Source organism: Shimwellia pseudoproteus, from assembly GCF_016415625.1.
In the GTDB taxonomy this organism is placed as follows: Bacteria; Pseudomonadota; Gammaproteobacteria; order Enterobacterales; family Enterobacteriaceae; genus Shimwellia; species Shimwellia pseudoproteus.
Map to the genome: position 1 here is coordinate 31883 of NZ_WBXP01000020.1, position 19819 is coordinate 51701.

The window sequence follows — 19819 nt, forward strand, 5'->3', positions numbered from 1 at the left end:
GGGTAAATCACTGGCGTTACGCCTCAGTCAGCCGTTCACCCAGCAACTCACACAACAGCGGGCCAATATGGGCCAACTGCGCCGGGGAGATAATATCCACGTGGGCACAGTCCACCGGGTAGATAGCCATCTCTCCCAGCCACGGCCCCCAGTTGTGGCGGGCGTCCATCCCCAGCGCCTGGGTCTGGCTGGCCACGAACAGTGTGGTTTTACCGCCAAACCGGTGGGTATGGGCGGTGGTCAGCAAGCGCACCGCATCCCGGTAGTTACCGGAAATCGTATTGAACAGATGCGCCGACGGCTGCCCGCGCTGGGCGGCGAGGAAGGCATCACGCTCACGCTCAATCTCCGCCAGCACCGCCGGATCCAGCTCCCCGGCGGCTTTATCCGCCCAGTTCTGGCTTTCCGGCGGCCAGGTGTCCAGCAGGCCGAGGAACGCCACCGACTCACCGGCCTGTTCCAGCCTGGCCGCCAGTGCCTGAGCCAGGGTGCCCCCCAGGGAATACCCCAGCAGATAATACGGCCCCCGGGGCTGCTGCTGGCGCAGCGTCACCAGATGGCTATCCACCACCTCATCCAGTGTCGCGCACTGCTGCATCGGGCCATCCGGGCGCGGTGACTGGATACCGGTAACCGACCAGTTGCCCGGCAAATAGCGCTGTAGCACGCTGAACTGCCAGGCGAGGCCAGAGGCCGGGTGGAAGCAGAACAACGTTGGCCCGGCGGCGCGGCGCAACGGCAATATCGCATCAAAACCGGCCTGCTGCGCATCGTCCTCGCTCTGCCCCTGTGCCAGGGTCGCGGCCAGCGCTTCTACCGTGGACGCGATAATCACCTGCCCGACGCTCACCGGCTGGTGCAGTTGCTCCCGCAGTTGCGCCGCGAGCCGCATCGCCAGCAGCGAATGGCCCCCGAGGGCGAAGAAATCATCGCTGGCGCGTTCGACCTCACAGCCAAGCAGCGCCGCAAACGCCTGCGCCACACTGGTTTCCAGACCCGGCAGTGGTGCCCGGCCCGCCGCCCGGGCCAGTACCGGCCGCGGTAATGCTTTACGATCCAGTTTACCGTTAGCGCTGAGCGGTAATTGCCCCAGCTCCACAAGGATAACCGGCACCATATGCGGCGGCAGGGCCTCTGCCAGTTGCTCCCGCAGCGCGGTGCAATCCAGCCCTTGCTGATTGGCCTCAGCCACCAGGTAGCCCACCAGCTGGCGGGCATCGCCGCTGCCGGACAGGTTATCATTGAGCACACAGGCGTTCGCCACCCCCTGGGCAACACCGGGCAACTGTAACAGCGCCCGATCAATATCCCCCAACTCAATACGCTGGCCGCGAATTTTTAGCTGATCGTCACTACGCCCGAGGTATTCCACGGCGCCGTTATCCAGCCAGCGGGCCACATCACCGGTGCGGTACATCCGCTGCCCCGGTTGCTGCGGGTCCGCCACAAAGCGGCTGGCGGTCAGATCCGCCCGGCCCAGATAACCCTGGGCCAGCTGGATACCGGTCAAATACAAGTCCCCCGCCACCCCGGGCGGCACCGGCTGCATACTGGCATCCAGAATGCGTAACCCGGTATTCCATACCGGCCAGCCGATGGGCACACTGTTGCCCTTCACCTGGGCCAGGGCCTGGCCAAAGGCCGGATACCAGCTGACATCCACTGCCGCTTCTGTCGGCCCATACAGATTGTGCAGCGGCACCCCGGTGTGCTGTTCCCACTCCCGGCACAGGGTCACGGGTAATGCTTCGCCGCTACAGAACACCCGGCGCAGGCTGCGGCACTGGGCCGCACAGGCCTCCCCCTCCAGGGCGCTGACAAATGCCGCCAGCATCGAGGGAACAAAGTGGGTGGTAGTAACCTGCCACTGGCTGAATAACTCCCGCAGCAGGCGCGGATCCCGGTGGGCATCCGGCGGCGCCATCACCAGGCGCGCCCCCACCATCAGCGGCCAGAAAAATTCCCATACTGAGACATCAAAACTGCTGGGGGTTTTCTGCAGCACCACATCCTGATCCCCCAGCGGGTAGTGGTCCTGCATCCACAGCAGGCGGTTAACAATCGCCCGCTGATCGACCATCACCCCTTTCGGGCGGCCGGTGGAACCGGAGGTAAAGATCACATAAGCCGTATGCGCCGGGCGGGAGACCCCGAGGGCGGCATCCGCTTCCTCCACGGGCAGCAACGCCGTCAGCGTCATGGTGGCCAGTGCCGGCAAATCCGCAAAGCGCGCCAGTTGGGTGTCATCGGCAATCAGTAACCGGGGACGGGCATCTTCCAGCATCATATGCAGCCGTTCATCGGGATAACCGGTATCCAGCGGCAGCCAGGCGGCGCCGCACTCCACAATGGCCTGTAGCGCGAGGGATAAAAAGACCGACCGGGGCAAGGCCACCGCGACAATATCCCCGGGCTGTACGCCCCTGGCCTGCAACTGCCGGGCCAGTGCCACAACCTGGCTGCGCATCTGGCGATAATTCAGTTGGTGGGCGGCATCCGCCAGCGCCGGTGCCGCCGGGGTCAGCCCCGCCTGGCGGTGGATAATCTCACTCAGGGTCAGGGCCGCAATATGCCGCCCGGTATCATTAACCCTCGCCAGCCGCTGCTGTTCGCCGGGGTGCAACATCCCGGCCCGATCGCAGGCTAAATCAGGCTGCTCAGCAAACTGGCGCACCAGCAATTGCAGGCGTTCCAGATGGCGCCGCAGGCTGTCAGCCGCGTAGCGATCCGGGTTAGCCAGCAACTCGACAATGCCCTGCCCCTGTTCATCCAGATACAGGGCGATTTCGAGGTCCCGCACCGGCCCCGAGGCCAGTTGATGGGTTATCCCGTCAATACCGTCAACATCCAGCCGGTAGTCAAACATTTTCAGGTTCACTACGGTGCTGTACAGCGGCGAGCCCTGGGCAGCCGCACCCCGATCGCGCTGGACCTGTTCGGCATCATAGCGCTGGTGGCGACGGCACGTTTTCATTTCGGCCGCCAGCGCATGGGCCAGCGCCGCCAGCGTTTGCCCGGGCATAATCCGCACATCATAGGGCAACACATTCAGCACCGGTCCGGTGGCACACAAGGCCGCGGAGCCAATCCGGCGCATAAAAATAAAGCCTGCGGAAAATGCCTGGCGGCCGCTCAGGCGGCCCAGCCACAGGGAGATAAGCGCCAGTAACCCATCGGCGGCCGATAGGCCATGTTGCCGCATCGTGTCGGTAACTGCGGCGAAATCGGCAGTATTCAAAGCTATTTTCTGGCGAATAATCGGCAAGGCAGAGGGCTGATCCGCCGGTGAAAGCGCCGATAGCGTTACCGGTGGGGCCATGGTTGCCACTTTCTCGCGCCAGAATGCCGCATCTTTCGCCCAGGCCGGGGAGGCACGATACTGTCGGTACTCCTGTGCGACCTCGGCGAAGGCGGTAAACGGCGAGTCAGCCAGCGGCGTATTACGGCACAACGCGGTGTAAATCTCGGCGATACGCCGGGTAATGGCGGTGAAACTAAAGCCATCGACCACCAAATGATGATAACGCTGGTACCAGAACCACTGCTGGTCCGCCACCTGAATCAGGCTGTGATGGTAGAGCGGCTCACCGCTGTCGAGGCGTAAATCGCGGTCCATATCCCGCGCCATCCAGGCCCGGGCTGCGGCCTGAGGATGCTGCTCATGGCGCAGATCCAGCACCTGCGGGGCCGTTATCTCCAGACTCGCGTCAAACCACTGCCAGACCTCACCTTGCCTGTCCTCAAAGCGCATACGCAGCGTGTCGGCCTCCATCATGCCCAGCACAATGGCCCGGGCAAAATGCGGCGCGTCCAGTTCACCGTTAAGCTCGACAAAATGCGCCACACTCCAGCTATTCGGCAGCAGGGAGAGTTTATCGGCCATCCAGATCCCGGTCTGGGCAGCCACGAGGGGAAATGCGGTTATCTGTTGCATCAGTGATGTTCTCCTCGTGCGATCCATGCCTGGGGGGCGAGGGTTTGCCAGTTATCTGCCAGCCAGGCTACACACTGGGCCTGGGCCTCCGGGGGCCGGACCATCTGCCATCCGGCAGGGATCGGGCAATGGGCAGGCCACAGGCTATATTCACGGGTCGCGTTTTCAAGGATGTAGAACTGCCCCTGGGGATCGTCAAAGGGGTTACTGTATTCCATGCCAAGCTCCTGAAAAAATTAAAGCCCTTGCTGGTGGACTGACCAGAGCGCCATCAGGCCATTCATCAGTCCGCCGCGCCAGCAGAGCGCATCATGCCCACCATCAACCTGATGGTAGATTACCGCGCGTCCAGTAGGTTGTAATAAGGGAACCAGGCGCTGATGGGCCTGGAGAATGAGCGGCTCTCGCAGGCCCGCTTCAAGATAAATCGCTAATCCGGCAGCGCTCACCCGCCCTGCGGACAACTGCGCCACCAGCCAGCCTGGCTCGCCATTGCGTTGCCGGTGCGGCCACCAGAACGAGCCTGACTGGCTCAGGGCGCAGCCAAAGACCTGTGGCCAGAACAGGGCCGCATACAGCGCGGACAACCCGCCAAAACTTTGCCCGGCTACCACGGTCGTTTGCGGGGCCGGGGACCACGCCTGGTGCTGCCGCACCAGGGGCAGTAACTCCTCCTGCACCGCCAGCCAGAATTCTGGATTACAGGGCAGCTCGGTGCTGCGGTGCGCTAAATCAATGTTATCAATCAGCAAATAGACTGCCTGCGGCAGCGCGCCGCTATTGGTTTGCTGTTGCAGTGCCGGCCACACCGGCATGCTTTCCGCCCAGAACTGACCGTCCAGCAGAATGGCCAGCGGCCGCTGTGCCGGGGCGTCATCACCGGTGGCAAAGAGCCACACCCGGCGGCAATTTCCCAGCCGCGTGCTGTGCCATTCAATATGCTGAGGGGGATGAAACGGCGTATCTGGCCTGTCCCAGCCCGGCTGAATAGGGGCATCGGGCAGTTGCAGCGCCGAGGTAGGATGCCCCCGCCCTCCCCGCCAGCTGTCCGGATTAAGCGGATCGGCTATGGCGCGGGGAAACAGCTTGCGCCAGCCCTCGCGCAGCGCCTGACGATCGGGCTCAGGCTCAAAAGCCGCCGGGGGGAAATCGTCCTCCCGTTCAGAGGGAATAAAACAATAGCTGCCGCGCCAGTGGCTGTTGAGCGTGGTTGCCCAGTGCCAATATGCGCTGTCGCCAACCCGGCGCATGGATTGCGGGCCGCTATGGGCGTGATGGTCGGTTATCCCGGTAATACACACCCATACCCGCCGGGTGGCGGAATGGCTGGCATCCCCGGCGGGATCGCGCCAGAAAAATTCAACCCGACAGGTGTCATTATCAAGCCGGGTAATACAGGGTACCCCCTGCGCCAGAGTGCTCTGCCACCAGGTACCACTTCCGGGAATACACGCCACAAACTAACCCCATGTAAAGTGTGATAATAATTATAATTGTAAAAAATTAACAGCAATAGTATTGATAATAATTTGCATTTGCAATAGAGTATGGCCCGCACCAATAACCACCGCTGAAAAATTCAGTATCTGGCCATTCCGGGGCGGCTTTTGCGCAAGCTCAGGCGGTTACCCGGTGACGTTTTGGTTATAACTATCATCGCTGCCCTCTTCCCTGTGGGACGGAGTTACAGAGGCGCAGCCGAAAGCAGGGCACACCGATAATGAAAAAAAACACTATACGCTCGCCATGTTGATTCAACTGGCGCTTTATGGCACCGCTTTGCCCACCTTCGCGGCAGAGTCCAGCGCCAGCACCGCAGCCGCCTCTCCTGAGGATAAAAAAACAGAACATCACGAGGACACCCTGGTAGTAACCGCTGCCCAGCAAAACTTACAGGCACCGGGGGTATCCACCATCACCGCTGAGGAAATTAAAAAACGCCCGCCGGCGAGGGACGTTTCAGAAATTATCCGCACCATGCCCGGTGTCAACCTGACCGGGAACTCCACCTCCGGCCAGCGCGGTAACAACCGCCAGATAGATATTCGCGGGATGGGCCCGGAAAACACCCTGATCCTCGTAGACGGGAAACCGGTAACCAGCCGCAACTCTGTGCGCCAGGGCTGGCGCGGCGAGCGCGACACCCGCGGGGACTCTAACTGGGTACCGCCGGAAATGATCGAACGTATTGAGGTTATTCGCGGCCCGGCCGCCGCCCGCTACGGTAACGGTGCCGCAGGTGGGGTAGTCAATATCATCACCAAACGCAGCAGCCAGCAGTGGCACGGCTCCTGGAATACCTATTTCAACGCCCCGGAGCACAAGTCTGAAGGCGCCACCAAACGGACTAACTTCAGCCTGACTGGCCCGCTGGGCGGCGATTTCAGCTTCCGCCTGTGGGGGGATCTGGACAAAACCCAGGCCGATGCCCGGGACATTAACGCCAATCATCGTTCCGAACGCACCGGGATCTATGCCGATACCATGCCCGCCGGCCGCGAAGGGGTTATCAATAAAAACATTAATGGCCAAATCCGCTGGGACTTCGCGCCAATGCAGTCCCTGGCCTTTGAGACGGGTTACAGCCGCCAGGGCAACCTGTATGCCGGGGATACCCAAAACACCAACACCAACGATCTGGTGAAAAAGAAATACGGCGACGAAACCAACCGGATGTACCGCCAGACCTACTCACTGACCTGGACCGGCGCCTGGGATAACGGTATCTCTACCAACACCTGGGGCCAGTACGAACACACCCGTAACTCACGGATGAACGAAGGTCTGGCCGGGGGCACCGAGGGGATATTCTCCAGCGACAGCTATAGCCAAATCGATCTCAGCGATGTGATGCTGCACAGTGAAGTAAGCCTGCCGTTCGATCTGCTGTTTAACCAGAATCTGACCCTCGGTACCGAGTGGAACCAGCAGAAAATGAAGGATAACTCGTCCAATACCCAAACCTTTATGGGCGGTAACGTAAACGGCATCAGCGGCACTAACCGCAGCCCGTACAGCCAGGCGCAGATATTCTCACTGTTTGCGGAGGATAATATTGAGCTGACGGACAGCACCATGCTGACCCCGGCCCTGCGTTTTGACCACCACAGCGTGGTCGGCACCAACTGGAGCCCGTCACTTAACCTCTCCCAGGGGTTGACCGACGACCTCACCCTGAAAATGGGCATCGCCCGGGCTTATAAAGCCCCGAGCCTGTTCCAGACCAACTCCAACTACCTGCTGTACAGTAAAGGCCAGGGCTGCTACTCCGCCGGGACCAACGGCTGCTACCTGCAGGGGAATGATGACCTGAAGGCCGAAACCAGCATCAATAAAGAAATTGGTCTGGAGTGGAAGCGTGATGGTTATCAGGCTGGCGCCACCTGGTTCCGTAACGACTACCGCGATAAGATTGAAGCCGGTTACTCCCCGGAATATTCCAACGGTACCACCAATATCTATAAGTGGGAGAACGTACCGAAGGCCGTGGTAGAGGGCCTGGAAGGCACCCTGAACCTGCCGCTGACCGATGCGGTGATGTGGACCAACAACATCACCTATATGCTGAAGAGCAAAAACAAAGAAACCGGTGACCGCCTGTCAATCATTCCGAAGTACACCCTGAACTCCATCCTGAGCTATCAGGTGCGGGAAGATCTCTCGGTCCAGAGTACCTTTACCTGGTACGGCAAGCAGAAACCGAAGAAATACAACTATAAAGGCGAGCCGACCACCGGCAGCGAAAAAGACCAGGTCAGCCCGTACAGCATCGTCGGGGCCAGCGCCACCTGGGACGCCACCAAAAACCTCAGCCTGACGGCGGGTATCGACAACCTGTTCGACAAACGCCACTGGCGCGAAGGGAACGCCCAGACCACCAGCAACGGCACTACCAATTATATGTATGGCGCCGGCGCCAATACCTATAACGAATCTGGCCGTACCTGGTATATGAGCATTAACACCCAGTTCTGATGTCATCCACGGGTCTGGCCCTGCGCCCGGCCCGTTTTTCTTCCCGTCACGCGCACGTAATGTTTTATTAACCCTATCGCTTCACCGTATAATCACCCGGTTAACATAAGGAGCAACACATGCGTTTAAGCAAAATAGCCATCATCGCCGGTATGGCATTCCTGGCCCTCGGGGGTATTGGCGGTGTCATGCTGGTGGGATACACCTTTATTCTCCACGCTGGCTAAGCGCCTGCTGGAGCCGTTCAAACCCGCGATCAACAATAATCGCTGCCAGGGCCACCAGTATCGCCCCCTGCAATACCCACGGGGTATTAAAACCGCTCAGGCCGATAATAATTGGTGAACCGAGGGTGTTTGCCCCAACGGTAGACGCAATGGATGCGGTGCCGATATTGATCATTACTGAAATACGGATCCCCGCCAGCACCACCGGCATCGCCAGGGGCAGCTCGACCCACCACAAGCGCTGAAAAGCACTCATCCCGGCCCCGCGGGCCACCTCTTTTACTGCCTCCGGCACCGATGACAGCCCGGCCAGGGTCCCCTGTAATACCGGCAACAGCCCGTAGAGGATCAGCGCCACAATCGCCGGATCCCGGCCAAACCCCATGACCGGCACCGCAATGGCCAGCACCGCCACCGGCGGAAAGGTCTGCCCGGCAGCCACCAGGGTTTCAACCAGGCCACGAAACTCACGCCCTGCCCCGCGGGTAATCACGATCCCCAGCCCGCCCCCCAGCACAACCGCCACCAGGCTGGACACCAGTACCAGGGTCATATGATCAAGAGTCAGGCTGGCAAAACTTTGCTGGTTCCATAGTGGATTGGGCTGGTCGGGAAACAGCCAGCCGAACAGCGGCCCGCTGTGCGGCAGCCCGATCAGCAGCGCAATATATAGCGCCACCAGCCAGAGTAAGGGTTCACGAAGATAGCGCATCGGCCCCCGCTTTGGTTACCACGTCTTCAAACCACAGCACCCCAAGGGGCTGACCATCACTGTCGACCACCGGCAGTTTCAGGGCCCGGGCCGCCACAAAACAAGAGAGCGCCTGACGCAATGACAGATCCCCGGCCAGAGGGTCACCGGCGCACCACTCCCCGGGGCGCACATAATGGGCCACCTGACACAGGCCCATCAGGCGGATGCCGTAATCCGAACCGGCAAAAAAATCGCGCACAAAATCACTGGCCGGCTGGGTCAGTAACTGCCCGGCGCTGCCCTGCTGAATAATCGCGCCGTTGTCCATCAACACCAGATGGTCCGCCAGGGTTAGCGCCTCATCAATATCATGGGTGACCATCACCAGGGTGCGCCGGGTCTGGCGCTGGATACGCCGCACCTCCTGCTGTAGCGCACTGCGGGTTACCGGGTCCAGGGCGCCAAATGGCTCGTCCATTAACAGCACCTGGGGATCTGCCGCCAGCGCTCTGGCGACCCCCACCCGCTGCTGCTGGCCCCCGGATAACTGGTGCGGGTAACGCTGGCGATACACCGCCGGGTTAAGCCCGAGCAGGGCCAGTAGTTCATCGACCCGCTGGTCAATCTTCGCCCCGGGCCAGTTAAGCAACCGGGGAACGGTGGCAATATTGCGCGCCACGGTCCAGTGCGGAAACAGGCCAATAGACTGGATGGCATAACCAATATGGCGGCGCAGGTATAGCGCATCCTGCTGGCGCAGCGGTTCACCGCCAAAATAGATAGACCCCCGATCATACTCGATCAGCCGGTTAATCATTTTCAGGGTGGTGGACTTCCCCGATCCCGAGGTGCCCACCAACACCGTCAGCGCCCCTTCCCGGCAACAAAAGCTGATATTCTCGACCGCGGGCTGACCGTGGAAATATTTACTCACCTGATTAAATTCAATCATATGCGCTCCTCCAGTAGCGCGAGCAACAGCGTAAATCCGGCGTCGACCACCACCGCCAGGGCCACTGTCGGGATCACCCCCAGCAGCACCAAATCCAGTGCGCTGCTCAGCAGCCCCTGAAATACCAGGGCCCCCAGCCCCCCGGCCCCGATCAGTGCCGCCACCACCGCCAGGCCGACGGTTTGTACCGCCACCACCCGCAGGCTGCGCAACAGCACCGGCAGCGCCAGCGGTATCTCCACCTGCCAGGCCAGTTGTACAGTGGACATTCCCATCCCCCGGGCGCTCTCTTTGACGGCCCCGGGGACGGATCCCAGGCCAGATACCACGCCCCGCACCAGGGGCATCAGGGCATACAGCACCAGCGCAATCAATGCCGGGGCGGTACCGATACCGCTGACCCCCCAGCGCCCCAGCCACGGGAAATAGCCGACCAGGCTGGTTAATGGGGCAATCAACAGCCCAAACAGCGCCACGGAGGGCACGGTCTGGATAATATTCAGTATCGGCAATACCCCGCGGCGGGCCCGGGGCGAACGGTGGCACAGCCAGCCCAGGGGCAGCGCAATCACCAGCGCAGGAAGCAGCGTACCGGGCAGGAAGAGCAGATGCTGCACCAGGGCATCATGAAAAACGTCCGCCCGGTTGTCATACTCGCGCAGCAGAGAGGTGGCAGCAAAGTGCCCACTGGCCAGCATCGCCAGCGGCAGGAGCCAGATAGGCAGATTAAGCAGGATGCGCCATAATGGCCGCCCGGTGAGCCGGTTCACGGTGTCGGTGGCCCCCAGCAGGCTACAGGCCAGCAGCAGCCACAGTCCGCTGCCGGGGGCTATCCGGGCAACTAAACCACTGATAGCCCCCTGGCGGGTCGCCGCCTCGCCCAGCCCCCACAGTGCGCCGCTGAACAGCAGCAGCCAGCCAAGCAGGGTCGCCACCAGTACCGGGCGGCGGGGAGCCACCAGCGCGCAGCACAGCAGCCCCACCAGCGGTACCAGTAACGGGGCCGCCAGCCACCCGTCCTCCCCGGCCAGCGCCGCCAGCATCACCGGCTGGCCGGAGACCAGCCGGTTAGGCGCCACGCTGATAAACGGCAACAGGCCAAGGGCGCCGCCCCCCAGGGCCAGCAATACCCCTAAGACCCGGTTACCGGGGATAGCCCGCCGGCGTGTGTGCTCAGGCTTCACCGGCGCTAGTGAATAAATTTGCGACTTTTCAGCCACGCCGTTGCCACACTTTTGGCGTCTTGCCCGTCAACAGCAATACGCGCATTGAGTTGTTGCAGGGTCTGTTGATCAAGGGCGGCAAATACCGGTTTAAGCCAGGTCTCAATCTGCGGGTAGTTTTTCAGTGTCGCCTGGCGGATAACCGGGGCCGGGGCATAGGCGGGCTGCACATGGCGCGGGTCGGTCAGGGTTTGTAACCCCAGTGCGGCCACCGGGCCATCTGTGCCATAGGCCATGGCCGCATTCACCCCGGAGGTCTGCTGGGCGGCCGCTTTCAGGGTAACTGAGGTATCCCCACCGGCGAGGGACAACAGCTGGTCGGGTTTAAGTTCGAAGTCATAAGCCTGCTGGAATGCCGGTAGCGTGTCCGGGCGCTGGATAAACTCCGCCGAGGCCGCCAGTTTAAATTTGCCGCCCTGCTTCAGGTAGCGGCTGAGATCCGCAAGGGAGACCAGATTATTCTGGCGGGCCACATCCTGGCGCACCGCAATGGTCCAGGTATTATTGGCCGGTGCCGGGGTCAGCCACACCAGCTGGTGCTCCTGGAGATCCCGGGCTTTGATCCGCTCATACCCCATGCGCGGATCTTTCCATACTTGATCGGTGGGATCGTTAAAAAACACCCCGCCATTACCGGTGTACTCCGGGTAGATATCAATATTGCCGGAAATCAGCGCACTGCGAACCACCGTGGTTGGCCCAAGCTGCAGGCGATTAACGGTTTTTACCCCGTGGCTTTCCAGCACCTGGATTATCATATTCCCCAACAGCGCGCCTTCGGTATCGATCTTAGAGGCGACTTTTACCGGCTCTGCGGCCTGGGCGTTTACCGCAACCAGCGCCAGCAACCCTGCCAAACCTGAAATTATCCGCTGCATTGTCCTGCCCTCGCTTTTTTATCTCCGCTTTCATGCGGTTATAAAAGCGTAGCCGAAAAGCGGGCAGACCGTTAATCATCAGCAACAGGCAAGGTTCACGGGGATAGCCGTCATCCCGGGCGGCACAACCAGGCGGGAAGAAAACAGGGCCAGCGTTGCCGGCCCTGGCGGGGTTAGCGCAGTTCGAATGACCCCTACTGGACCCGGGCGGAATCCAGACCGATAAAGACATTAAATTTACCGGGCTCAGCCACTTGCTGCATCCGGGCATTCCAGAATGTCAGGGCATGGACATCGATTGGGAAGTTCACCGTGGTGCTCTGGCCGGGTTTAAGGTTCACTTTACGGAACCCGCGCAGCATTTTCACCGGACGGCTCATACTGGCGGTCACATCCTGTAAATAGAGCTGCACCGCCGTTGCCCCCTGGCGTTTGCCGGTATTGGTGACCGTCACGCTGGCGGTCACCTGCCCTTTTTTGTCCATGGTCGGGGCCGACATGGTCACCGGCGACACGCTGAAGGTGGTATAGCTCAGCCCATAGCCAAAGGGATAGAGCGGCGCGTTGACCTCATCAAAGTAGCGCGAGGTGTATTTATCCGGTTTATCCGCATTGTAGGGGCGGCCGGTATTGAGGTGGCTGTAGTACACCGGAATCTGCCCCACTGAGCGCGGGAACGACATCGGCAGTTTACCGGACGGGTTATCATCCCCGAACAGCACATCGGCAATGGCGTTCCCCCCTTCCGTACCGGCAAACCAGGTTTCCAGCAACGCATCCGCCAGTTGGTCTTCTTTTACCAGGGTCAGCGGGCGGCCATTCATCAGCACCACCACCAGCGGTTTACCGGTTTTTTTCAGGGCGGCGAGCAGCGCCTGCTGGCTGGCCGGGATTGATATATCTGTCCGGCTGGAGGCTTCATGAGCCATCCCCTGGGATTCTCCCACTACCGCCACAATCACGTCCGACTGGCTGGCGGTTTTTACCGCGTCGTCAAGCATTGCCTGAGGGGAACGTTTATCGAGGGTGACCGCCGGTTCATACTCATTGAGGAAAGCCACGGCGCCTTTATCATCCGTGACGTTAGCCCCTTTGGCATAATGGACCGTCGCCTTATCCCCGACGACGTTTTTAATGCCCTGGAGCACGGTGACCGACTGGTCAGCAACCCCGGCGGCAGACCAGCTGCCCATAATATCGCGCTTGCTGTCCGCCAGCGGCCCTACCACCGCAATGGTGCCAGATTTACTGAGCGGCAGCGTATTGAGACGGTTTTTCAACAGCACCAGACTCTCCCGGGCGACCTGGCGGGCGGCATCCCGGTGCAGGCGGCTTTCGGCGTTGGTGTCTGCCGGGTCACTCTCTTTTGGCCCCAGATGACTGTAGGGATCGTTAAACAGCCCCATATCGTATTTCACATTGAGGACATGGCGGGTGGCATCATCCAGTTCCTGCTGGCTGACCGCGCCGCTTTTCAGCAATTCCGGTAAGTATTTGCTGTAATACTCATCGCTCATGCTCATGTTAATACCGGCATTAATCGCCACCCGCACCGCGTCTTTAGGGTCACTGGCGACCCCGTGCTTGATAAGCTCTTTAATGGCGCCGTGGTCGGAAATGGTTATCCCTTTGAAGCCCCACTGGTCGCGCAGCAGATCTTTTAACAGCCAACTGTCTGCGGTAGACGGCGTGCCGTTCACGGAGTTCAGCGCCACCATCACCCCGCCGCTGCCCGCATCCAGGGCGGCTTTGTACGGGGGCATATAGTCATTAAATAGCCGCTGGGGGCTCATATCGACGGTGTTGTATTCTTTACCGCCCTCGACGGCGCCATAGGCGGCAAAATGCTTGACGCTGGTCATCAGCGAGTAGCGGTCTGCCGGGCTTTTGCCCTGCATGGACTCCACCAGGGTGCGGCCCATAATAGCGGTCAGGTAGGTATCTTCACCAAACCCTTCTGAAACCCGGCCCCAGCGCGGATCACGGGAGACGTCCACCATCGGCGCCCAGGTCATGTTCAGGCCGTCGTCTGCGGCTTCCCGGGCGGACACTTCGCCAACCACTCGCGCGCTATCGAGGTTAAAGGTTGAGGCCAGCCCCAGGTTTATTGGGAAAATGGTCCGCTGGCCGTGTACTACATCGTAGGCAAAAAACAGCGGAATTTTCAGGCGGCTGAGCGCCATCACCTGATCCTGCATCGCCCGGATATCTTTCCGGGTAACGGTATTAAAGATAGCCCCCACCTGGCCCTCTTTGATCATCTCGCGGATTGCTTCTTTCGGGTTATCCGGGCCAACGCTTATCAGCCGTAACTGGCCAATCTTTTCGTCGTTGGTCATTTTGGTCAACAGGCTGGAAACAAACGCGTCCCGCGCTTGCGGGGTCAGCGGGTGGTGGCCAAACGGGCTTTGGGTCTCTGCCAGGGCCGGGCTAAGGGCCATACTGACCGCCACACTGACGGCTAAACGCCATTTCATGTACTGATTCTCCTGTTATCGGGGCGCAAAGGGGCACACTGAAACACACCCGGGCAGTGTGCCACAGCCTGATAATGTCAAAAAGCACGTTATGCTGCTTAGTTGCTGATGATCCAATCAATTTAATAGCATTATTTTATTTCGCAGGGCTATGCTTAGGGGCGTGCCCAATATCACCACAAGGAGTGGACAATGACAGCGAATACAACGACAGACAACAAGACGCTCATCTCTGAATTATCGCGCCTGGTGGGAAGCAGCCATGTTTTAACCGATCCGGAAAAAACCGCCCGCTACCGTAAAGGCTTTCGTTCCGGCCAGGGGGATGCCCTTGCGGTGGTCTTCCCCGGCAGCCTGCTGGAGATGTGGCGCGTGCTCAGCGCCTGTGTCGGGGCAGACAAAATTATCCTGATGCAGGCGGCCAATACCGGCCTTACCGAAGGGTCCACCCCGAACGGTAATGACTATGACCGGGATATTGTGATTATCAGTACCCTGCGCCTCGACCATTTACAGCTACTGGATCAAGGCGAGCAGATCCTTGCCTGGCCGGGCTCTACCCTCTACTCCCTGGGAAAAGCCCTGAAACCACTGGGCCGGGAGCCCCACTCGGTGATCGGCTCCTCCTGTATTGGTGCCTCGGTGATTGGCGGGATCTGTAATAACTCCGGCGGTGCGCTGGTCCACCGTGGCCCGGCCTATACCGAAATGGCCCTTTATGCCCGCATCGACGAAAACGGCAAATTGCAGCTGGTTAACCATCTGGGGATCAACCTCGGCAGCACGCCGGAACAGATCCTCGGCAAGCTGGATGACGGGCAAATTCAGCCGGAAGATGTTATCCACGATGAGCGCCAGGGATCAGATCGCCATTATGAAGCGCGGGTGCGCGATGTCGACGCCGATACCCCGGCCCGTTTCAATGCCGATCCCAGCCATCTGTTTGAAGCGTCCGGCTGTGCCGGGAAGCTGGCGGTCTTTGCGGTGCGCCTCGACACCTTCCCGGCGGAAAAACGCCAGCAGGTATTTTACATCGGCACCAACCAGCCCGAAGTACTGAGCCAGATCCGTCGCCATATTCTGGCCAATTTTAAAAACCTGCCGGTGGCCGGGGAATATATGCACCGGGATATTTACGATATCGCCGAAACCTACGGTAAAGACACCTTCCTGATGATTGATAAACTCGGCACCGATAAAATGCCGTTCTTCTTCAGCATGAAAGGCCGTACTGATGCATTACTGGCTAAAGTACCGCTGTTTAAGCCCTATTTTACCGACCGTTTTATGCAGCGGGTGGGTAAGCTATTTCCCCGCCATTTGCCGGAGCGGATGAAAACCTGGCGCGATAACTACGAACACCACCTGCTGCTGAAAATGTCCGGTGACGGGATAAGCGAAGCCCAAAGCTGGCTTACCGAGTTCTTTAAACAGGCCGAGGGGGATTTCTTCGCCTGTACCGCCACCGAAGGGGCCAAAGCGTTCCTGCACCGCTTCGCCGCCGCCGGGGCCGCCATCCGCTACCACGCGGTGCATACCGATGAAGTCGAAGATATTTTAGCGCTGGATATCGCCCTGCGGCGTAACGATGAGGACTGGTTTGAGCAGTTGCCCCCCGAGATCGACAGCAAACTGGTGTACAAACTCTATTATGGTCACTTCCTGTGCCATGTCTTCCACCAGGATTACATTGTCAAAAAAGGGGTTGATCCCCATGAGGTGAAGGAGCAAATGCTGGCGTTACTGCGGGAGCGCGGGGCTCAATATCCGGCGGAGCATAATGTTGGGCACTTATATGAGGCCCCGGAAACCCTGGTGAATTTTTACCATCAGAACGATCCGACCAACAGCATGAACCCGGGGATCGGTAAAACCAGTAAGCAAAAACATTACGCGGGCTGCTGCGACGGCCAGCCGCATTCGTAATCGTCATCGGCTTTCGGCAGTATTCCAGGCCCGGCGCACTGCCGGGCCTGTTTATTATTGGCCGGTTAGTCGCCGTTTTTGGCGATCTGGGCAGACTTCTGGTTTTTATACTGTAACGCTTCCATCGGCACTTTTGAGGCTTTGCCGGTTTCCAGCCAGGTCCGCAGGCGGCTGGCATCGGCGAAGTGGGTGTATTTACCGAAGGCATCCATCACCACCAGGGAGACCGGGCGGTTATTGATGGTCGTGCGCATCACCAGGCAATGGCCGGCGGCATTGGTAAACCCGGTTTTGGTCAACTGGATATTCCAGTTATCCCGGTAGACCAGATGGTTGGTATTGCGAAACGGCAGCGTGTAGGCCGGGTTGGCAAACGTCGCCATATCCTCGCGGGTGGTACTCAACTGGCCTATCAGCGGGTAGTTGCGGGTGGCCATCAGCAGTTTAGTCAGGTCCCGGGCGGTAGAAACGTTCTTGATAGATAACCCGGTAGGCTCCACATAGTGGGTGTGGGCCATGCCCAGCGCTTTTGCTTTGGCATTCATCGCGCGAATAAAGGCATCGTACCCGCCGGGATAGTGGTGGGCCAGGCTGGCTGCCGCGCGGTTTTCTGACGACATCAGCGCCAGCAGGATCATATTACGGCGGCTGATCTGGCTGTTTAACCGCACCCGGGAGTAGACCCCTTTCATTTCCGGCGTATGGCTGATATCTACTTTCAGCATTTCGTTAAGCGGCAACCCGGCATCGAGGGTGACCATCGCCGTCATCAGTTTGGTAATTGACGCCATCGGGCGCACCCGATCCGGGTGGCTGGCATAGAGCACTTTATTGGTTTGTAAATCGACCACCATCGCGCTACCTGAAGCAATTTGCGGCTGGCTGGTCAGTGCTGTCGCGGCGGTCGTTTGGGCAATGGCGGTATGTGGCGCAAATGGAACGGCGGCCACCAGCATAAGGCTGAATAGGGAATGGCGGATTTTTCTCGGCATGGCGACTTTTTATTAGTGATGTTTATTGTTGTACGTTCACGTACACCGCCCCGGGCCGGACAGGTCCACGAAGCTGGCGGCCTATCATACTCTGCCAGCGATAATCGTCGCCAGATCAGAATCTTTGCAAAATGCGGCAAAGCCGTACAATCGCACGGCTTTGCATCACATTCAGAACAACCGGTAGCCGTAGCCCCACAAAATCACCGTGATGGCCAGCAGACATTCCAGCACCAGTACCCCAATGGCGAGGGTGGAGCTGGAGAAGTTAATACTCTCTTCACGACTGATATTCAGGAATGTTGGAATCCCCACATACAGCAGGTAGCCGGTATAGACCAGCGCCAGGGCACCCACCAGCGCGCACAGCCAGACCAGCGGATACAGCGCCACAATCCCGCTCAGGAATAACGGCGTTGCCACATAACCGGCAAACACCATACAGCGCCCCAGCGAGGGCCGACGCGGATAATCCCTGGCCATCCACCAGATAACCCGCCCCATGACCGCCACCCCGGCCAGCATTAAGGCATAGAAGACAACCCCCAGCACAAATCCGGTGGTGATTGACAACCGCACCGTGGCACCGCCGCCAAAACTCCAGCCCAATTGTGTTGTACCAATAAACGCACAAATAACCGGGATTGCCGCCATCACCAGCACATGGTGCATATAGTGGTGGCTGACGCTTTCATTTTCACGCTTAATATCCTGTATCTCACGGGTGGGATGAGAGATAAGTCCCCAGACATGGTTCATACAAGCCTCCTGGTGGTCTCGCCAATAAAAAGCATCATCAGCAAGTATAACGCATCCCCTTTCGTTTACTTTTTGCGCACATAATTTCTTACCACTTGTGCGCAATAATCTCGTCCAGCAGGGTTTATTCCCCGCCCGGCGTTATTCCGGTGTATGCTTTAACGTGATAACGTTCACCACAAATTGGTTTTATTTCTTATGGATTTCAATTCGTTAATTGAACACTGGGGATATGCGGCCCTGATTTTTGGCTGTATGGCAGAAGGGGAAACGGTAGCAATTCTGGGTGGCGTTGCGGCACACCAGGGGCTATTACACTTCTTTCTGGTGGCGCTGTCCGTGGCCCTGGGGGGCATGATTGGTGATCAGGTGCTGTATTTGATTGGCCGGAAATTTGGCGCCCGGATACTTAATCGCTTCACCCGCTATCAAAAAAAAATAGGCCAGGCCCAGCGCCTGATTAATGGCCATCCCCGGCTGTTTGTGATTGGCACCCGGTTTATGTATGGCTTCCGTATTGTCGGGCCTATCCTGATTGGCGCCAGCCATTTGCCGCCTAAGGTATTTCTGCCGCTGAATATCCTCGGCGCCCTGCTGTGGGGGCTGATTTTTACCTCGGTGGGCTACCTGGGGGGCGAGTTAATTGCCCCGTGGCTGCATGATCTGGACCAGCATATTAAACACTGGATCTGGCTGGTGGTGGCGGTGGCCCTGGTTATCGCCCTGCGCCTGTGGCTGCGCCAGCGCCGCAAACGCCGGGACGCGGCCACCGATAACGACACCGACAACACGCCGGATAATCAATAACCCGGCCGTCGCCGGCGCTTACCGGGCGAGGATCACCCGGGCAATCTCCCCGGCGGTTTTTAACGCCCGCACCTCGCTGAACAGTGCCGTGGCGTCCGGGTAGGATTTACGCAAATAGCCGAGCCACTGCTTAATACGCGCCACGTGATACAGGCCGGTATCCCCGGCCTTTTCCAGCTGGCTGTACCGTTGCAGCAGTGCCACCACGTCTGGCCAGGGCATCGGCGCATGGTTATATTTAATCACCCGGCTGAGGTTCGGCACGTTCAGGGCCCAGCGGCCCACCATCACCGCGTCGCAGCCGGTTAGCGCCATACAATCCCGGGCTGACTGCCAGTCGCGGATTTCGCCGTTGGCAATCACCGGAATGGTCAGCCGCTGGCGGATCTCGCCGATGGCCGGCCAGTCGATGGCCTCGGCGCTGTAGCCATCCTCTTTGGTACGCCCGTGGACCACCAGCTCCGTTGCCCCGGCCTGCTGGACCGCATCGGCAATTTCAAACTTGCGCGCCCCGCTGTCCCAGCCAAGCCGGACTTTGACGGTCACCGGCAAATGTCCCGGCACCGCCTCACGCATGGCTTTTGCCCCGCGGTAAATAAGCTCAGGGTCTTTGAGCAACATCGCCCCGCCGCCGCTGCCGTTAACCAGTTTTGACGGACAACCACAATTAAGATCCACCCCCCAGGAGCCCAGCGTCACCGCCCGGAAGGCGTTTTCTGCCAGCCACTGGGGATGCTGGCCCAGTAACTGAATACGCACCGGCGTGCCCGCAGCAGTGCGGCTCTGGTTATTCAGCTCCGGGCATAACCGGGTAAACACTTTGGCGGGCAGCAGTTGGTCCACCACCCGGACAAATTCGGTGATGCACAGATCGTAATCGTTGATGTCGGTCAGGAGGTGGCGCACCAGAGGGTCGAGAACCCCTTCCATTGGTGCCAGTAATACACGCATGATCGGCCCGTGGTAAAAGCGGTG

The 19819-nt window shown here is 59.4% G+C and carries 15 protein-coding genes; 4 read left to right on the forward strand and 11 right to left on the reverse strand.

The features are described 5' to 3' along the window. Positions 1-16 precede the first annotated feature (16 nt). From F9C28_RS10770 to fes, 3 genes are read right to left on the reverse strand one after another with little or no spacing between them, the layout of a single operon-like run. Positions 17-3934 (reverse strand): enterobactin synthase subunit F, encoded by a 3918-nt coding sequence (locus F9C28_RS10770; RefSeq protein WP_199015310.1) that lies wholly within the window; start codon positions 3932-3934, stop codon positions 17-19. Continuing rightward, complete coding sequence (locus tag F9C28_RS10775; RefSeq protein WP_199015311.1) at positions 3934-4152, reverse strand: MbtH family protein; 219 nt, start codon at positions 4150-4152, stop codon at positions 3934-3936. The genes F9C28_RS10770 and F9C28_RS10775 overlap by 1 nt, the downstream gene beginning before the upstream one ends. 18 nt (positions 4153-4170) lie before the next feature. Next, positions 4171-5391 carry an enterochelin esterase gene (gene fes / locus F9C28_RS10780; RefSeq protein WP_332909412.1) on the reverse strand — a complete coding sequence of 407 codons (1221 nt, stop codon included), beginning with the start codon at positions 5389-5391 and terminating at the stop codon, positions 4171-4173. Between the two features lie 289 nt (positions 5392-5680). Here fes and F9C28_RS10785 point away from each other — a divergent pair, with 289 nt between their 5' ends. Next, positions 5681-7909: a TonB-dependent siderophore receptor gene (locus F9C28_RS10785; protein ID WP_199015312.1), complete on the forward strand. Its 2229-nt coding sequence runs from the start codon at positions 5681-5683 to the stop codon at positions 7907-7909. A gap of 119 nt (positions 7910-8028) precedes the next feature. After that, a complete protein-coding gene (locus tag F9C28_RS10790; RefSeq protein WP_199015313.1) occupies positions 8029-8136 on the forward strand; it encodes a protein YohO in 108 nt (35 codons plus the stop codon). Here F9C28_RS10790 and F9C28_RS10795 read toward each other — a convergent pair. From F9C28_RS10795 to bglX, 5 genes are all read right to left on the reverse strand, one after another. Beyond that, on the reverse strand, positions 8117-8848 hold the full coding sequence (locus tag F9C28_RS10795) for an ABC transporter permease (RefSeq protein WP_199015314.1): 732 nt from the start codon (positions 8846-8848) through the stop codon (positions 8117-8119). The two genes, F9C28_RS10790 and F9C28_RS10795, sit on opposite strands and share 20 nt — an antisense overlap. Next, positions 8832-9782 carry an ABC transporter ATP-binding protein gene (locus tag F9C28_RS10800; protein ID WP_199015315.1) on the reverse strand — a complete coding sequence of 317 codons (951 nt, stop codon included), beginning with the start codon at positions 9780-9782 and terminating at the stop codon, positions 8832-8834. Before F9C28_RS10800 ends, F9C28_RS10795 begins: the two co-directional genes overlap by 17 nt. After that, a complete protein-coding gene (locus F9C28_RS10805; RefSeq protein WP_199015347.1) occupies positions 9779-10936 on the reverse strand; it encodes an ABC transporter permease in 1158 nt (385 codons plus the stop codon). The genes F9C28_RS10800 and F9C28_RS10805 overlap by 4 nt, the downstream gene beginning before the upstream one ends. Positions 10937-10971: 35 nt before the next feature. After that, entirely contained in the window at positions 10972-11883 is a 912-nt protein-coding gene (gene osmF / locus F9C28_RS10810) for a glycine betaine ABC transporter substrate-binding protein OsmF (protein ID WP_199015316.1), read from the reverse strand. Between the two features lie 194 nt (positions 11884-12077). Then, entirely contained in the window at positions 12078-14360 is a 2283-nt protein-coding gene (gene bglX / locus F9C28_RS10815) for a beta-glucosidase BglX (RefSeq protein ID WP_199015317.1), read from the reverse strand. A gap of 192 nt (positions 14361-14552) precedes the next feature. Here bglX and dld point away from each other — a divergent pair, with 192 nt between their 5' ends. Then, positions 14553-16286 carry a D-lactate dehydrogenase gene (dld, locus tag F9C28_RS10820; protein WP_199015318.1) on the forward strand — a complete coding sequence of 578 codons (1734 nt, stop codon included), beginning with the start codon at positions 14553-14555 and terminating at the stop codon, positions 16284-16286. Between the two features lie 65 nt (positions 16287-16351). On the opposite strand, the gene pbpG is transcribed toward dld, so the two are convergent. Both pbpG and F9C28_RS10830 read right to left on the reverse strand, forming a co-directional pair. Then, on the reverse strand, positions 16352-17278 hold the full coding sequence (gene pbpG / locus F9C28_RS10825) for a D-alanyl-D-alanine endopeptidase (RefSeq protein ID WP_199015319.1): 927 nt from the start codon (positions 17276-17278) through the stop codon (positions 16352-16354). A gap of 171 nt (positions 17279-17449) precedes the next feature. Further along, the gene (locus F9C28_RS10830) at positions 17450-18037 is read right to left on the reverse strand and encodes a Yip1 family protein (RefSeq protein WP_199015320.1); all 588 of its coding nucleotides are present in this window, start codon (positions 18035-18037) and stop codon (positions 17450-17452) included. A 198-nt stretch (positions 18038-18235) separates the two neighbouring features. Between F9C28_RS10830 and F9C28_RS10835 the strand changes: the two genes are divergently transcribed. After that, the gene (locus F9C28_RS10835; protein ID WP_199015321.1) at positions 18236-18844 is read left to right on the forward strand and encodes a DedA family protein; all 609 of its coding nucleotides are present in this window, start codon (positions 18236-18238) and stop codon (positions 18842-18844) included. Between the two features lie 18 nt (positions 18845-18862). Here the strand turns inward: F9C28_RS10835 and dusC are convergent, their stop codons facing one another. Next, positions 18863-19795, reverse strand: coding sequence for a tRNA dihydrouridine(16) synthase DusC (dusC, locus tag F9C28_RS10840; protein WP_199015322.1), 933 nt, complete (start codon positions 19793-19795; stop codon positions 18863-18865). Positions 19796-19819: the final 24 nt, after the last annotated feature.

Coding starts and splice junctions, on each gene's coding strand:
- F9C28_RS10770 (WP_199015310.1), bottom strand. CDS start 3,934: ATGCAACAGATAACCGCATTTCCCCTCGTGGCTGCCCAGACCGGGATC.
- F9C28_RS10775 (WP_199015311.1), bottom strand. CDS start 4,152: ATGGAATACAGTAACCCCTTTGACGATCCCCAGGGGCAGTTCTACATC.
- F9C28_RS10785 (WP_199015312.1), top strand. CDS start 5,681: ATGTTGATTCAACTGGCGCTTTATGGCACCGCTTTGCCCACCTTCGCG.
- F9C28_RS10790 (WP_199015313.1), top strand. CDS start 8,029: ATGCGTTTAAGCAAAATAGCCATCATCGCCGGTATGGCATTCCTGGCC.
- F9C28_RS10795 (WP_199015314.1), bottom strand. CDS start 8,848: ATGCGCTATCTTCGTGAACCCTTACTCTGGCTGGTGGCGCTATATATT.
- F9C28_RS10800 (WP_199015315.1), bottom strand. CDS start 9,782: ATGATTGAATTTAATCAGGTGAGTAAATATTTCCACGGTCAGCCCGCG.
- osmF (WP_199015316.1), bottom strand. CDS start 11,883: ATGCAGCGGATAATTTCAGGTTTGGCAGGGTTGCTGGCGCTGGTTGCG.
- bglX (WP_199015317.1), bottom strand. CDS start 14,360: ATGAAATGGCGTTTAGCCGTCAGTGTGGCGGTCAGTATGGCCCTTAGC.
- dld (WP_199015318.1), top strand. CDS start 14,553: ATGACAGCGAATACAACGACAGACAACAAGACGCTCATCTCTGAATTA.
- pbpG (WP_199015319.1), bottom strand. CDS start 17,278: ATGCCGAGAAAAATCCGCCATTCCCTATTCAGCCTTATGCTGGTGGCC.
- F9C28_RS10830 (WP_199015320.1), bottom strand. CDS start 18,037: ATGAACCATGTCTGGGGACTTATCTCTCATCCCACCCGTGAGATACAG.
- F9C28_RS10835 (WP_199015321.1), top strand. CDS start 18,236: ATGGATTTCAATTCGTTAATTGAACACTGGGGATATGCGGCCCTGATT.
- dusC (WP_199015322.1), bottom strand. CDS start 19,795: ATGCGTGTATTACTGGCACCAATGGAAGGGGTTCTCGACCCTCTGGTG.